Raw genomic sequence first — 14,488 nt, 5'->3', positions numbered from 1 at the left:
GGGGTATTGAGCACAATAGTTCGGGTACGGTCGGCGGAAGGAACGGGTCCGTACCACGAGGAGAAGAGCGTCAGCACATGGGCATCACCGTGGAGTACCACCGGGACGCGGATGCGGACGTCCGCCTGTACGAGGAGCTCTACGCCGGGACCCCGGTCCCCCTGCCCCGCCTCTCCCGGGAGGAGGGCGCCGGCCGGCCGGCGGCCCTCGTCGTCGCCCGGCACACCGACGGCCGTCTCCTCGGCTGGGCGGAGGTCTGGGAGGACGAGGAGCCGGAGAGCGCCCTCCCCTTTGTCCAGTGGCTGCTCGTCACCCGCGAGCGCGAGCGCGTCACCACCGGCCGCCACGTCCGCCGTCCCGGGACGGCGGAGGAGCTGGAGACGGCGGTCTGCCTGCTGCGCCGGGCGGCCACGGGCGCCGCGGCCGCCGGCCGCACCGCCCTGGAGTGGGACGGGCCGGGCGACGGCCTCGACGAGCGGATCGCGGCCGGGCTCGGCGCCGAGGAGAGCGAGGAGCTCGGCCGCCGCTGGAGGACGACCGTCCCGCTCGCCGACTGGCGGCCCCCGGCGGCCCTCCAGGAGGTCACCGTGCGCGCCGTTCCCGCCGCACCCGGCGCCGGACTCCTGGCGGAGCACGCGCGCTTCTACTCGGACGTCACCGGCCGGTCCTACGACCCGGAGGAGGCCGCCGAGCTCCTCGACGACCTGCCGCCGGTCCCCCACGTGACCCTCGACCTGCTCGCGCCGGACGGGGGCGTCATGGCCCAGGCCACGGCGACGGTCGCCGACGAGGAGGCCCTCGTCGACGTGATCTTCCGTACCCAGGACACCGGAGCCGGTCCGCTGACCGCCCTGGTCGCCGAACTCGTCGCGCAGGTGCGCCGCGACCATCCCGCCGTCACGCTGCTGACGGTCCAGGAGTACGACGACCGGGTCACCGCCGAGGCCCTGTCCGCGGCGGGGCTGCGCGTCGCGGACCGCTGGTGCCGCTACCGGATGGCGCTCTGAGCCGCCGCGAGGGCCGTCACCCCGCGAGCAGCCGGTCGCGCAGCCTGCCGACCAGCTCGTCGTCCACGCCCAGGCGCGTCGCCGCGTACTCCCGGACCGAGCCGTGGCGCGCCGTCAGGTCGGCCAGGAACAGACGGATGATCTCGGCCGGTGCCCGGCCGTAGCCGGGCCGGCGGAGGATGCGGCCCGGGTGGGCCGCGTGCCAGTCGGCGACCAGGCGGTCCGTGGCCCGTTCGGTCAGGGCGAAGTCCTCGGCGATGCCGTCCTCGTCCACGCCCAGCAGGGAGAGCAGGAGCGCGGCCAGGAGGCCGGTGCGGTCCTTGCCCGAGGCGCAGTGGAAGACGAGCGGGCCGTCGGCGCCGGCGACGACGTCCAGCGCCCGGCGCAGCTCCTCGGTGCCGTCCAGCGCCACCTCGGCGTACCGGTCGGCGAGATGGCGCCAGGGATCGACGTCCGGATCGATCTCGGCCTGGTCGTACGGGCGGTGCTCGACGCTGAGGTTGACATAGGCCAGGCCGTCGTCGTGGGGCACACGGCCCTTCGCGGCCACCTCCCACGGGTAGCGGAGTCGATCACCGTACGGACCTCCAGCGCGCGGAAGCGCTCCCGGTCCGCACCCGCCAACTTGCCCAGGGAATCGGACCGGTAGAGCAGGCCCCACCGGACGGGACGTCCCCCGTGGGCGCGATAGCCGCCCAGATCACGGAAGTTGTGCAGGCGCTCGAACGCGATATGACGTGTCATGGGCCGCACCCTACGCGAGGCCGTCGTGCCGCCAGCTCATGACGATCTCGCGCTCGAACTCGACGTACCCGGCGCGCCGGAAGGCTTCCGCCATGGGGGAGTTGGCGAGGTCCGTGGCCGCCCGGACGCGGGGGACCCCCTCGCGGGCGAGGACGCGGGTGCCCTCGGCCAGGATGTCGTCGGCGTAACCGTGGCCGCGGTGCGCGGGCAGCACGGCGAGGTAGGAGATGATCGCGTGGTAGTCGTTGTGCGCGGGGACCACGAAGCCCACCGGCTCGCCGTCCGGCAGGGTCGCCACGCGCCACCGGTCCCGCCGGTCCGCGAAGCGCGCGAGATCGTCCTCGTAGTGGGCGGCCGCGGCCTCGCGGGCCGGCATACGGGCCAGGTCGGCCCGGCTGTACGCGTCCAGGGTCCCGTCCAGGGCCGACGTCATGAGCGCCAGGAGCTCCCCGACGTCCCGGACGGGACGGAAGGCGAGGCGTCCGCCCGGAGCGGGAACCGGCGTTCCGGGGCGCCACTCCAGGCGGAGCCGCTCGACGAACGGCCGGGCGCCCGTCCGCTCCGCCACCGCCACGCGGTCCTCGACGGCCCGCCGGACGGTGGCGTCGTCGCGCCAGCCGGGCGGGACGAAGCGGCTGTACTCGCCCGTGTCGGGGACGGTCTCCCGCGCCGTGCGCAGCAGTCGCGTCCCGATGGCGACGCGGTCGGCGGCGGGGAGGGCGTCGTCGACGTCCAGGACGTCCAGCAGGGACCCCCGTCCCCACCAGGCGGCCCGGGCCAGCGGCCGGTCGCCGCTCAGTGCCACCCACATCCGCTCCGTGCTGCGGCGGCCTTCGGCGAGGTCGTCCTCGAATTCGTGATTGAGGACATAGGGCAGGCGGAGGAAGAGGCCGAGTTCGTCAGGTCCGGTGAGCGGACGGATGACCAAGGTGTCCGTATCCATGGGGCGTTACGTCTATCCGGCACCCGGGTCCGCCCGCAATCCGTTTTCCCGGGCGCGCCAGGCGTCGAATTCCTCGACCGTCGTCACGCCGGCGTCCAGGACGGCCCGGTACACCTCGTGACTCGGCACCCGCGCGCTGTCGCCGCCGCCGTCCCGCCCGGCCACCGCGTGCTTGACCGCGAGGATCGTCGCGCGGCGCGCGTCGGTCAGCCGGGGCGGGAGCCCGGCGAGATGGGCGAGATCGGGCTGGCGGTCCGGCTCGTCGACGAACCACAGGTCGAGGGTCCACGCGTGGCCGGACGCCGCACGGCAGTCGACGCCCAGGTACAGGCCGTCGGGGTAGCGCGGGTCGGTGTTCCAGTGCCCGGTGTCGTCACGGAAGCGGACCTCGCGGACGCGGTCGTACACCGCGAGCCGGGCGCCGATCCCGGCGACGAGCGCCTTGGCGGCGGCGTCGAGGACCGGGCAGACGACCGTGACGTCGAGGTCGCGCCGCACCATCAGGCCCAGCGCGGCACTGCCGACCCGGACGGCCTCGCCCGCCGGTGCCAGCAGCTCCGCCAGGCCGAGATCGGCGGCGACGGCATCGGCCTCGGCGCGGAGCAGGTCCTGTCGTCGGGTCAGATCGTGAGGGCGCACGCGGTCCAGTATGCGCCGGGCGGGTGCAGCCCCACCGACCCGCCCGCCGGTGGCTTGCCACCGGCCGCCCCGCTCCGGACCATGCGGCGCATGGCACGTTGTGAAGTCTGCGGCAACGAATACGATCTCGCCTTCTCCGTGGAGACCCAGGACGGGGCGAAGCACGTCTTCGACTCCTTCGCCTGCGCGATCCACCGCATGGCGCCCATCTGCGAGCACTGCGAGGCCCGGATCATCGGGCAGGGCGTCGAGGCCGAGGGCCACTGGTACTGCGGGGCGCACTGCGCCCGTGCGGAAGGGAAGGTGGGCCTCGTCGACCACGTCTGATCCCCCTGTGCCGTCGCGCCGGGCGGGCCGTCCGAGGCCCGCCCGGCGCTCCGCGTCCGTCAGCCGCGCAGCATCTCCGCGAGCACCGACCGCCAGTCCTCGCCCGGCCGCTCCGCCAGGTGACCGGCCAGGGCCTCCGCACGGTAGCGGTGCCGGTGCAGCAGACCCGGGCCGGGTTCGGGGGACGGGGCGACGGCGCTGGGGCTGCCCAGCAGCCGGACCAGTTCACCGGCCCACTCCGACCAGGCCACGTGCCCGCCCACGGCGTTCACCGCACCGTCCACCGGATGCTCCGCGCAGTGCACCACGGCCCGCGCCAGCGCCGCCGCGTGCACCCACGGGGCGCCCGACCAGGTGTCGCCGGACGGCGGAAGGGCACCCGACGGCGGCAGCACCACCGGCCCACCGGCCCTGGCGGCCTGGTAGAGCGCGCCGGTCGCACCCCAGCGGAGCTGGTCGCGCAGGCGGGGGTGCGCACCCCAGACGATCGGCGCGCGCACCACGCTCGCCCCGCCCCGCGGGCCCGCGGCCGCCAGCAGCATCCGCTCGCAGTCGAGCTTGGCCCGCCCGTACGAGGACAGCGGCTCCTCGGACGGCGCGTCCTCCGCGACATCGGCCACGGACGGCATGCCGTACGCGTCGACGCTGCTGACGAAGACGAACGGGCCCTCGCGGCGGGCGGACAGCAGGGCGCGCATCGCCGCCACGTCCACCTCCGGGGAGGTGAAGGTGCAGGCCGCGTGGATGACGGCGGACACGCCCCCGGCCGCGGCCCGCAGGCTCTCCGCGTCGGCGAGGTCGCCCTCGACGAGCTCGGCGTCCACGCCCTCCGGCACCAGGTGCGCCGACTCCGGGCGCACCAGCGCCCGCACCGGCCGCCCCCGGGCGGCCAGTTCCCGCAGGACGAACGCGCCGACACCGCCGGTGCCGCCCGTGACCAGCGTCGTACCGGCCCGCACCGCGGTGCCGGCCCGGCCCGGACGGCGCGCCGCCCGCTGCCGGGCGCGCTCCTCCAGCGCCGCCGCGGCCGCCCGCGGGGTGCGGTGCTCCAGGACGTCGAGGCCGGTGAACGGGGCGCCGAAGTGCTCCCGCAGGCGTTCGGCGACCCGGACCGCGAGGAGGGAGTGCCCGCCCAGGAGGAAGAAGTCCCCGTCCGGGCCGGGGCGTTGGCCGAGCAGATCCGCGAACACCGCCTCCACCGCCCGCACCGAGGCCGTCGCGGCCTCCGGCACGGGGGACTCCGGCCGCGCCGGGGCCCCGGCGGGAGTCCTGCGGACGACGAGGGGGCGGGCGCCGGGCGCCGTCGCCACGGTCGTCAGCAGTTCCGCGAAGGCGGCCAGCAGCTCCCGCGCCGTCTCCCCGGACAGGCGCCCGGTGTCGTACTGCACCACGCACCGTTCGGGGGCGTCCCCGGAAGCCTCCTCCAGGAAGAAGCCGAGGCCGAACTTGGCCGTGTCCGAGGGGATTTCGACGGCCGTGGCCGCCGTCCCGTCCAGGTCCAGGACGACCGGGCGGCCCGGCACGTCCGCCGTGACGCCGACCAGCGGGTTGCCCGCCCCGTCGCGGGCCGCGGCGCCGAGGCGCTCCACGACCGCGTCGAAGGGGACGTGGCGGTGCTGCTGGGCCCGCAGCACCTCGTCGCGCACCCGCCCCAGCAGCGCGGGGAAGTCGCCGGCGCCGGTCAGGTCCGGGCGGACGGCGAGCGTGTTGACGCAGAGGCCGACGAGGCCGCGCGCCTCCGCCCGGTCGCGGTGGCTGCTCGCACAGCCGATGACGAAGTCCTCCTCGCCGGTCGCCTCCAGCAGCGTCGCGAACGCGGCGGCGAGGACGACGGTGAACAGGGTGGCGCGGTGCGAACGGCCCACGGACCGCAGGCCGTCGGCCGTGCCGGGCGGCAGCGGCGCGGTGAGGACACGGGCCGCCCCGCGGGGCCCCTCGGGGGCCGGGCCGGGCAGCTCCAACGGACGGGCACCCGCCAGCCGTTCCGTCCAGTACGCCAGGCCCGCCCCGCCGGGGCCGCCCGCCGCGGCACGCTCGCGGCGGGCGAACTCCGTGTAGCGCGGGGCCTCGTGCGCCGGGTCCCCGTCCCGGCCGTTCAGTGCCGCCCGGTAGCGGTCGGCCAGTTCGCGGGCGACGATCTCCAGGGCGCCGCCGTCCACCGCTATGTGATGGAACGTCAGGAGGACGGTGTGGTCCTCCGGGGCGTGCCGGACGAGCAGGGCCCGCAGGACCGGGCCGTCCGCGAGGCCGAAGGGGCGGGCCGCTTCGTCGTGCAGCAGCCGTCGCGCCTCCTCGGTGCCGGCCGGGGCCGTCGCGGTGCGGACCGGGACGGGGGCCGGTGGGGAGACCTTCTGGTACGGCTCGCCGTCGGCGTGCGGGTAGCAGGTGCGCAGCACCTCGTGGCGGCGGACCAGACCGGTCAGGGCCCGGCCGAACGCCTCCGCGTCGAAGGGGCCGCGCAGCCGGGTCGCGAACGGCACGTTGTAGAGGGCGCCCGCGTGGCCGAGACGCTCCATCAGCCACATGCGGTGCTGGGCGTGGGAGAGCGGCGCGGGGCCGTCGGCGGCCGTCCGCTCCGTGCGGGGGCCCGCCGCGCGGCCGCGGGCCCGGCGCAGCAGCTCCTGCTGGCGTGCGATGTCCTGAGCGGTGGTCACCGGCCGTCCTCCGTCGTGGAGTCCGCGGTGGAATCCGCCGTGGAGTCCGTCGTAGGGTCCGCGTCGAAGGAGCCGGACAGCTCCCGCTCGACGAGCAGGGCCTGCTCCGCCAGGGTGGGGGCCGCGAAGAACGCGGCGAGCGACAGCTCCACCCCCAGGTCCTCGCGGAGGTCGTCCACGATGCCCAGGGCCAGCAGCGAATGGCCGCCCAGCGCCAGGAAGTCGGCGTCCGGCGCGGTGACCTCGCGTTCCAGGGCCCGGGCCCAGGCCGCGGCCACCGCCTGCTCGATCGGCGTCAACTCCCTCGCGGGGGACGGCACAGGGCCGTCCACCGGCAGGGCCGCGAGCGCGCCCCGGTCGACCTTTCCGTTGGCCGTCATCGGCAGTCCGTCCACCACCGACCAGACGGTCGGCACCAGATGGGGCGGCAGCAGGGCGGTGAGATGGTCGCGCAGGGCGGCGGGCGCGGGTTCCGCGCCCTCGGCGGGGACGACGAACGCGGCCAGGCGCGCGTCCGTGCCGTCCTCGTTCTTCACCACCGTCACCGCCGCGTCCGCCACCCCGGCGTGGGTGCGCACCGCGTGCTCGACCTCGCCCGGCTCGACGCGGAAGCCGCGGACCTTGATCTGGCCGTCGATCCGGCCGTGGAACTCCAGCGTGCCGTCCGGGCGGGCCGAGACGAGGTCGCCGGTGCGGTAGACCCTGCCCCACACGGGGTGGTCGACGAAGCTCTCCGCCGTGCGCCCGGGCTGCCCCAGGTAGCCCGTGGCCAGGCGCGGGCCGCCGATCCACAGCTCGCCGCGGGTGCCGGTGGGCACGGGGGCGCCTCCGCCGTCCACGACGTACGCCGTCGCCCCCGCGACCGGCCGGCCGATGGGCGGCGGGCCGTCGCAGTCGGCCTCGCGCACCCGGTGGGCGGTGGCGATGCCCGTCGCCTCCGTCGGGCCGTAGCCGTTCACCAACTCCAGCCAGGGATACGCGCGCAGGACCGTACGGGCGTGCCGGGCCGACAGCGCCTCCCCGCCGACCAGCACGCCGCGCAGGACGGAGAAGAGCGCCGAACCGCGCACGGCGAGGTGGTGGAAGAGCGCCGTCGTCAGGAGCGCCACCGTGGCGCCCAGACGTTCCGCGTCGCGGGCCAGGCCCTCCAGCGACCGGCGGTCGGCGGTGGAGACGGCCACGGCCGCCCCGTTGGCCAGGGCGAGCCACTCCTCCATCGGGGAGGCGTCGAAGGTCAGGGGTGAGTGGAACAGGACGCGGTCGCGCGGGGTGATGGTGAGGTACTCCGGCGATGTCACCAGTTCGTCGATGCCCTGCCGGGTGACGGCCACCGCCTTGGGGCGGCCGGTCGAGCCCGAGGTGAACATCACATAGGCCAGGGCGCCGGGGGCGCAGGGGTGCGGCTCCGGACCGGCGGCCGGCGGTACGTCCTCGGCGGCGCCGGTCGCCGCCGAGACGGCCAGCGTCCGGCCGGCCGGGATGCCCGCGGACTCCAGGAGGTCCTTGCCGCCCACGGTGAGCGCCACACCGGCGTCGGCGAGCATCCGCTCCGTCCGCGCCCGGGGGTACGCGGCGTCCAGCGGCACGTAGTGGCCGCCGGCCCACCAGACGGCGAGCTGGGCGACGACCAAGCCGGGGGAGTGGGGGAGGAGCAGGCCGACGGGGGTGCCGGGGGTGACGCCGCGGGTGCGCAGGATGCCGGCCAATTGCCGGGCGGCAGTGGCCAGTTCTGCATAGGTGAGGGCCGTGTCGCCGTCGGTGACCGCGAGGGCGGTGGGGGTGGCGGTGGCGTGGGCGAGGATGCGGGCGAGGGTGCCGGGGGAGGATTTTTCCCCACCCCTCCCCCGGAGGGGGGACCCCCACTTCCCGTTTCCTCCGGGGGCTTCGCCCCCGGGCCCCGGGGCGCGCTCACCCACGGTGGCGGGCGACGCCCCGGTCGCGGCAGCCCCGGCCGCAGCCGTCCGGCCGGGCACGCCACCGGTCCCGGGTGCCGTGCCGCCCGCCTTGGACGCGACCAGCGCCGCCACGCCCCGCAGATCCGGCCGGCGCAGCATCTGCGGGGCGCGCAGGCGTACGCCGCAGTGCTCCTCCAGGGCCGCCAGCAGGCGGGCGGCGGAGAGCGAATCCCCGCCGGACGCGAGGAAGCTGTCGTCCAGGGTGAGATCCGGCCGGGACAGCAGCCCGCGGCAGAGCGTGAGGACCAGCTCCTCGGCGGAGGAGGGGGCGGCGGCCTCCGGCGCCTCCGGGGACGGCTGCGCCGCCAGTGCGGCGCGGTCCACCTTGCCGTTCGCGTCCAGCGGGAACTCCTCCACCCAGCGGACCGCCGCGGGGACCGCCTGCTCGGGGAGCCAGGCGCGGGCCGCCGCCAGGAGCTCCGCGGCCGGCGGGGCGTCCGTGCCCGGTGCCGGGCGGACGTAGGCGGTCAGCCGGGTGCCGCCGCCGGCGGCCGGCTCCGCCGCCACCACCGCGCGCAGGACGCGCGCGTCGCGCTCCAGCGCCGCCTCGATCTCGGCCGGTTCGATCCGTACGCCGCGGATCTTCAGCTGGCCGTCCAGCCGCCCCAGGAACTCCAGGACGCCGTCCTCGCGCATCACCACCCGGTCCCCGGTGCGGTAGACCCGGCCGGTGCCCTCGACACCGGTCGGCGGTGCGACGAAACGCCGGGCGGTCAGCTCCGCGTCGAGATAGCCGAGCGCCAACGCGGGCCCGCCGACGCGCAGTTCGCCCGCCTCGCCGCGCGGCACCAGCCCGCCCGCCGCGTCGGTGACGCAGACGACGACGCCCGGCAGGGGGCTGCCGATCGGCGGCGCCGGTTCCACCGCACCGGCGGTCAGCGCGTGGGCGGTGACCAGCACCGTGCCCTCGGCCGGGCCGTAGTGGTTGTCCACCTGCGCCGTGACGTCCGCGCCGGGGTGACGGCGCAGCCGGTCGCCGCCGGTGCTCAGGTGGCGCAGCGACAGCCCCTGCGGCCACGGGCGTTCGAGCACCAGCTCCGCGAGCGGCGTCGGCAGGATCGACGCCGTCACCCCCGCCCGCCGCCACCAGCCGGTGAGCGTCTCGGGGTCCCAGCGCACGTCGTCGGGGGCGACGGCGAGCGCGGCACCGGACGTCAGGGCCGTCCACAGCTCCATCAGGTGCGGGTCGAAGGAGACGCCGACGAGCAGGCTGTGCCGCTCCCCGGGGCCGCTTCCGGTGCGCGCGGCGTACCAGCGCAGCCGGGCCGCGAGGGCCGCCGAGGACACCGCGACGGCCTTCGGCGTCCCGGTCGTGCCCGAGGTGAGCACCGCGTAGAAGGCGCCCTCGGGCGCGGGTTCGCCCTCCGCGGGCGGGAAGACGGCGACCGGGTCGCCCGCCGCGTTGGCGCCGGACGCCGGGAGCGGCAGCGGCGCCGTGCCGCCCGCGCGGTACGCCTCCGGCAGCGTGCCCGCCGTCCCGACGAGGCAGCTCACGCGCAGGCCGGCGGCCACCGCCGCCAGCCGCCGCTCGCCGGGACGCGGCCCCAGCGGCAGATAGACGGCGCCCAGCCGGGCCACCGCGACGGCGGTCGCCACCAGCGCCGCCGACCGGTCCAGGCACACGCCCACGAGGTCGCCGGGGCGCACCCGGCCGCGCAGCGCGTCCGCGGCACGGTCGGCGAGGTCGTCCAACTCGCCGTAGCTCCAGGACAGTCCGCCGTCCTCGACGGCGGGGGCGGACGGGTCCAGGCGGACCCGCTCCGAGAAGAGGGCCAGGACGTCGTCCCGGCCGGCGGACGCGTCGGCGGGGCCGTACGCGACAGATGCAGTGGTCATGATTCCTCGTTCGTTCCAGGCTTCGGTCCGGGGGGTGCGGGTGTCGCGCTCAGCCCAGGCCCATGGCCCGGGCGACGATCACCTTCTGGATCTCCGAGGTCCCCTCGATGATCGTCATCATCCGGACGTACCGGTACAGGAACTCCAGGGGATGCCCGCGCACCCACCCCGTCGCCCCGTGCACCCGCAGCGCCCGGTCCACCACGCGCACCGCCGTCTCCGAGGCGGTCAGCTTGGCCAGCGCCGCGTTCTCCGGCGCCTCCACGCCCCCGTCCACCAGCCGCGCGCACGCCAGCGTCAGCAACTTGGCCGCCTCGGTCTCGGCCCGGCTCGTCACCAGGTGCTCCTGGACGTGCTGGTAGGCGCCGATCCGCTCGCCGAAGGCGCGCCGCTCCCGCGCGTACTCCACGCCCAGGCGCAGCGCGTACTCGGCGATGCCGTTGCACATCGCGGCCACCACCAGACGGCCCCGGGAGAGGCTGTCGATGCCGTGCGCCAGGGCCGAGCCGATGCCCGCCTCGCCGCCGACGACCGCGTCGCCGGGCAACTCCACGTCGTCCAGGACCAGTTCGAACAGCTCCTCGCCCGACATGCCGTCGTAGCGCTGTCCGATCCGCAGCCGCGGATGGTCCATGTCCACGACGAACGCCGTCGGGCCGTCGCCGCTCCCGGACTTCGCCTCGGCGATCACCAGCGCGAAGTCGGCGTGCCCGGCGTTGCTCACGAACGTCTTGCGGCCCCTCAGGACCCAACTGCCGTCGTCCCGCCGGGTCGCGGTACTGCTCAGCCGGAACGCGTCCGACCCGGCGTTCGGCTCCGTCAGCGCCAGACAGCGCGTCGCCTCGCCGCGCACCAGCGGCACCAGATACCGCTCGATCTGCTCGGGGGTGCCCTGCCGCAGCAGCGGGCTGGGCCCGTCGGACCCGGCCAGCGCGTACGGCGCCAGCGGGCAGCCGCTGCGCCCGGCGGCGTGGTGCAGCAGCACCACGGCCGTGAACGGCATGCCGGCGCCGCCCAGTTCCTCGGGGTGGTCGGCCGCGTAGAAGCCCAGCTGCGCCGAGCGCCTGCGGACGTAGGAGCGCAGGTCGGCCGGCGGCAGGTCGCCCGTCCCGGAGAGGTCGGCGGACAGCGGCACGAGCTCCCGGCGGACGAACGACTCGAACGAGTCGACGATCTCGCGGTGTTCGGTCTCCAGGACGGAGGAGGGGGCGCTGCTCATCGGGTCGCCTCCACGACGGCGCGGGCCTGCTCGGCCAGGACGGGGTGCCGGAAGAGGACCCGCAGCGGCGGGCGCTTGCCGAGCCGGGGCTCCAGCCAGGCCGCGAGCTGTGCGGCGAGCAGGGAGTGGCCGCCGACCTGGAAGAAGTGGGACGACGGCGTGAACCGGTCGTGGCCCAGCACCTCTTGCCAGCCCTCGCTCAGCAGCGCGACCGACGGGTCGGCGGTGCTGGCCGTCTCCTCCGCGTCCCCGTCGGGGCGGGCGGCCTCCGCCAGGCGGGCCAGCGCGGCCCGGTCGGGCTTGCCGCCCGGCAGCAGCGGCATGTGCTCCAGCCGGATCCAGCGGGCCGGGACGAAAGCGGCGGGCAGCCGGGCGGACAGCGCCTTGTGCAGCAGCACCTGGTCCGGCTCCGGACCGCCGTCCAGGAAGCCGATCAGGGACGGGCCCGCGGCCGACGCGCCCAGGACGACCGCGCAGGAGCGGCCGCCCAGCTCGGCGGAGGCGGCGGCCTCGATCTCCTCCGGCTCGATGCGGTAGCCGCGCAGCTTCACCTGGTTGTCGTGCCGGCCCAGGAAGCGCAGCAGCCCGTCGCGGCCCCGGTAGCCGAGGTCGCCCGTCAGATAGACGCGCTCGCCGCCGAGCGCGGGCACGGTCACGAACCGCGCCGCGGTGGCCGTGGCCGCCGCCTCGTCACCGACATAGCCCATGGCCAGCCCGGCCCCGGCGATGGCGAGTTGGCCGACCGCGCCGTCCGGCAGGGGGCGCAGCCCCGCGCCCAGGACGTGCACCGCCATGCCCGGGAGCGCAGTGCCCAGCGGCACCTCGGCCTCCTCGGCCCGGTCGCGGGACACCTCGTGGACCGTGGAGGTGACCGTCGCCTCGGTCACCCCGTACGCGTTGAGGACGGGCGCGTCCGTCGCCGCCAGCAGCTCCCGCAGCGCGGCGGCGGGGAACCGCTCGCCGCCGGCCACCAGCAGCCGCGGCCGCCAACGGCCGTCGCGCATCGCCTCCGTCAGCTCCTCGCGCACGGCCAGGAGGTAACTCGTCGGCAGATTGGCCACGGTGACCGCGCGCGACGCCAGTACGGCGGTCAGCTCCGCCGCCGTCGGCACCTCCCGCTGCGGCACCACCAGACAGGCACCGGCCCACAGCGAGGGCAGCACCTCCTCCAGGGCCACGTCGAAGGACGGCTGCGCGAACAGCAGCACCCGGTCCCCGTCGGTCAGCCCGTAGCGCTCGGCCATGACCGTCGCGTGATGGGCGAGCGCGGGACGGCCCACCGCGACGGCCTTCGGCAGGCCGGTCGAGCCGGAGGTGTGGATGACGTACGCCGCCCCCGGCAGCCCGTCGACCGCGCGGGCGGCGGGGAACTCCCCGTCCAGGAGCGCGACCGGCAGCCCCTCCGCGGGCAGGGACAGGGCGCTCTCCCGGTCGGTGAGGACCAGGGCCGGACGCAGCCGCTCCAGCAGCGTCCCCAGCCGCTCCGCCGGGTCGTTCGGCGACAGCGGGCAGTACACCGCGCCCAGCCGCAGACAGGCCAGCAGCGTCACCACGCCGTCCACCCCGCGCGGCAGCACCGCCGCCACCGGCTGCCCGGCGCGCACCCCGACGGCCCGCAGCTTCCGCACCAACTCCTCGGTCTCACGGTCGAGTTCGCCGTACGTCAGCCGGCGGGCGCCGCTCAGGACGGCGACGCGGCCGGCGTCGTGACGCGCCAGGGGGTCCAGGACGCCGTCCGCCTCGGCCACCGGCTCCATGAGCGCGGGGACCGGCTCCGGGGCGAGGGCCGCCGGAGCCGCCGCCGGGGTGTCCAGGTACGCCCGCAGCAGGGCGAGGAAGCGGTCGGCGAGCAGGCCGGCGGTCCCCTCGTCGAACAGGTCGCGGTCGTAGTCCCACACCAGCGTCATCCCGGCCGGGCCCCGGCGCGGGCCGACCGTGCGCCGGTCGTCGGGGATGAGCACCAGGTCCAGGTCGAAGCGGGTCGTCCCGGTGTTGAACCCCTCGAACAGCGACACCTCCAGGCCCGGCACCTCGACCTCGGGGAGCGCCGCGTCGTGGGCGCTGAACATCACGCAGAACAGCGGGTTGTCGGCACCCGTGGTGTGCAGGCCCAGCTCGCGCGTCAGCTCCTGGACGGGCACCTCCTGGTGCGGCAGCGCCCGGATGAGACCGTCGGTGACCTCGTCCACCATCTCGTCCGCCCCCGCCTCGGGGTCCAACTGCAGCCGCAGCGGAACGGTGTTGACGAACATGCCGACCGTCTCCTCGAAACCGGCCGGACGGTTGCCCACCGCCGTGCCGACGACCAGGTCGGTGCGGCCGCTGTGCCGCCGCAGCAGCTCGGCGAACAGGCCCAGGAGCGTGGAGAACGGGGTGTGGCCCATCGCCCGGCTGTGTGCGCGCAGCCGCTCCGCAAGCTCCGCGCCGATGGACTGGCGCAGCTGGGCGCCCGCGTGCCGGCGGCGGACCCCCGGCCGGGCCAGCCCGGGCAGCGGCAGGTCGAAGGAGGCGCCGGCCAGCTCGCCCCGCCAGTGGGCCAGGCTCGCCCCGCGCCGCCCGTCGCGGGCGGCCGCGTCGGCCGTGAGGTGCTCCGTGTACGAACGGGCGGCGGGCAGCGTCACGGGCTCGCCCAGCACCCGCGAGCGGTAGACGGTGAACACGTCGCGCAGCAGGATCGCGAACGAGTGCCCGTCGTGGATCAGATGGTGTTCCACGTGGATCAGCCGGTGGTGGTCCGCGGCCAGTCGCACCAGGCACCAGCGCAGCAGCGGCGCCTCGTGGACGTCCAGCGGCGTCTCCGCCTCGGTGCGCAGCAGCCGGCCGAACGCCGCCTCGGGGTCCTCGTCCCCGCCGAGGTCGACGGTCCTCAGCCGGGGCGCGCAGCCCTCGCGGACGCGCTGGCCCGGCAACGCGCCCCGGGTGTCGACGAGTTCGAGGCGCAATCCCGGGTGGCGCTCCAGCGCGGCGGCGAGGCCGGCCCGCAGCGCGTCCTCGTCCAGCGCGCCGCGCAGGTCCAGGGTGGCGGTGAAGTTGTAGGCACGGCTGCCGGGGAGCATCTGCTCGTGCAGCCAGACGATCTCCTGGGATGCGGAGAGTCCGAACATGGTCAACCCTTCCTGTTCGGGGTGGTTGTCGCGCGTGGATCGCGCGGGACGGCCGGCGCG

Annotated in this window: 8 protein-coding genes and 1 pseudogene; 2 read left to right on the top strand and 7 right to left on the bottom strand. The window is 76.3% G+C overall.

Going from position 1 to position 14,488, the window contains the following annotated elements; translation table 11 throughout:
- The first annotated feature begins 77 nt into the window (after window positions 1-77).
- Window positions 78-1,007, top strand: coding sequence for a hypothetical protein (locus AB8735_RS00395; RefSeq protein ID WP_372404209.1), 930 nt, complete (start codon window positions 78-80; stop codon window positions 1,005-1,007).
- A 16-nt stretch (window positions 1,008-1,023) separates the two neighbouring features.
- On the opposite strand, the pseudogene AB8735_RS00390 reads toward AB8735_RS00395, so the two are convergent.
- The 3 genes and pseudogenes from AB8735_RS00390 to AB8735_RS00380 all read right to left on the bottom strand — a co-directional run bounded on the left by AB8735_RS00390 (window position 1,024) and on the right by AB8735_RS00380 (window position 3,333).
- Window positions 1,024-1,751 (bottom strand): annotated as a pseudogene (locus AB8735_RS00390) (tyrosine-protein phosphatase).
- A 10-nt stretch (window positions 1,752-1,761) separates the two neighbouring features.
- The gene (locus AB8735_RS00385) at window positions 1,762-2,694 is read right to left on the bottom strand and encodes a GNAT family N-acetyltransferase (RefSeq protein WP_372404208.1); all 933 of its coding nucleotides are present in this window, start codon (window positions 2,692-2,694) and stop codon (window positions 1,762-1,764) included.
- Between the two features lie 12 nt (window positions 2,695-2,706).
- A complete protein-coding gene (locus AB8735_RS00380) occupies window positions 2,707-3,333 on the bottom strand; it encodes a hypothetical protein (RefSeq protein WP_372404206.1) in 627 nt (208 codons plus the stop codon).
- A gap of 90 nt (window positions 3,334-3,423) precedes the next feature.
- On the opposite strand from AB8735_RS00380, the gene AB8735_RS00375 reads away from it, so the two are divergent.
- Window positions 3,424-3,660 (top strand): hypothetical protein, encoded by a 237-nt coding sequence (locus AB8735_RS00375; RefSeq protein WP_372404204.1) that lies wholly within the window; start codon window positions 3,424-3,426, stop codon window positions 3,658-3,660.
- 59 nt (window positions 3,661-3,719) lie between these two features.
- On the opposite strand, the gene AB8735_RS00370 is transcribed toward AB8735_RS00375, so the two are convergent.
- The 4 genes from AB8735_RS00370 to AB8735_RS00355 are packed head-to-tail and all read right to left on the bottom strand — an operon-like array spanning window position 3,720 to window position 14,428.
- A complete protein-coding gene (locus tag AB8735_RS00370) occupies window positions 3,720-6,314 on the bottom strand; it encodes a condensation domain-containing protein (protein WP_372404203.1) in 2,595 nt (864 codons plus the stop codon).
- Window positions 6,311-10,105 (bottom strand): non-ribosomal peptide synthetase, encoded by a 3,795-nt coding sequence (locus AB8735_RS00365; protein ID WP_372404201.1) that lies wholly within the window; start codon window positions 10,103-10,105, stop codon window positions 6,311-6,313. Before AB8735_RS00365 ends, AB8735_RS00370 begins: the two co-directional genes overlap by 4 nt.
- A 49-nt stretch (window positions 10,106-10,154) precedes the next feature.
- The gene (locus AB8735_RS00360) at window positions 10,155-11,324 is read right to left on the bottom strand and encodes an acyl-CoA dehydrogenase family protein (protein WP_372404199.1); all 1,170 of its coding nucleotides are present in this window, start codon (window positions 11,322-11,324) and stop codon (window positions 10,155-10,157) included.
- Window positions 11,321-14,428, bottom strand: coding sequence for an amino acid adenylation domain-containing protein (locus tag AB8735_RS00355; protein WP_372404197.1), 3,108 nt, complete (start codon window positions 14,426-14,428; stop codon window positions 11,321-11,323). Before AB8735_RS00355 ends, AB8735_RS00360 begins: the two co-directional genes overlap by 4 nt.
- Window positions 14,429-14,488 lie beyond the last annotated feature (60 nt).

Origin of the sequence: Streptomyces luteireticuli (assembly GCF_041519305.1) — a bacterium.
GTDB lineage: Bacteria > Actinomycetota > Actinomycetes > Streptomycetales > Streptomycetaceae > Streptomyces > Streptomyces luteireticuli.
Note: the sequence above shows the minus strand (reverse complement) of the source record. Positions and strands in the feature narration are given on the sequence as shown.

Coding starts and splice junctions, on each gene's coding strand:
- AB8735_RS00360 (WP_372404199.1), bottom strand. CDS start 11,324: ATGAGCAGCGCCCCCTCCTCCGTCCTGGAGACCGAACACCGCGAGATC.
- AB8735_RS00385 (WP_372404208.1), bottom strand. CDS start 2,694: ATGGATACGGACACCTTGGTCATCCGTCCGCTCACCGGACCTGACGAA.
- AB8735_RS00365 (WP_372404201.1), bottom strand. CDS start 10,105: ATGACCACTGCATCTGTCGCGTACGGCCCCGCCGACGCGTCCGCCGGC.
- AB8735_RS00395 (WP_372404209.1), top strand. CDS start 78: ATGGGCATCACCGTGGAGTACCACCGGGACGCGGATGCGGACGTCCGC.
- AB8735_RS00375 (WP_372404204.1), top strand. CDS start 3,424: ATGGCACGTTGTGAAGTCTGCGGCAACGAATACGATCTCGCCTTCTCC.
- AB8735_RS00355 (WP_372404197.1), bottom strand. CDS start 14,428: ATGTTCGGACTCTCCGCATCCCAGGAGATCGTCTGGCTGCACGAGCAG.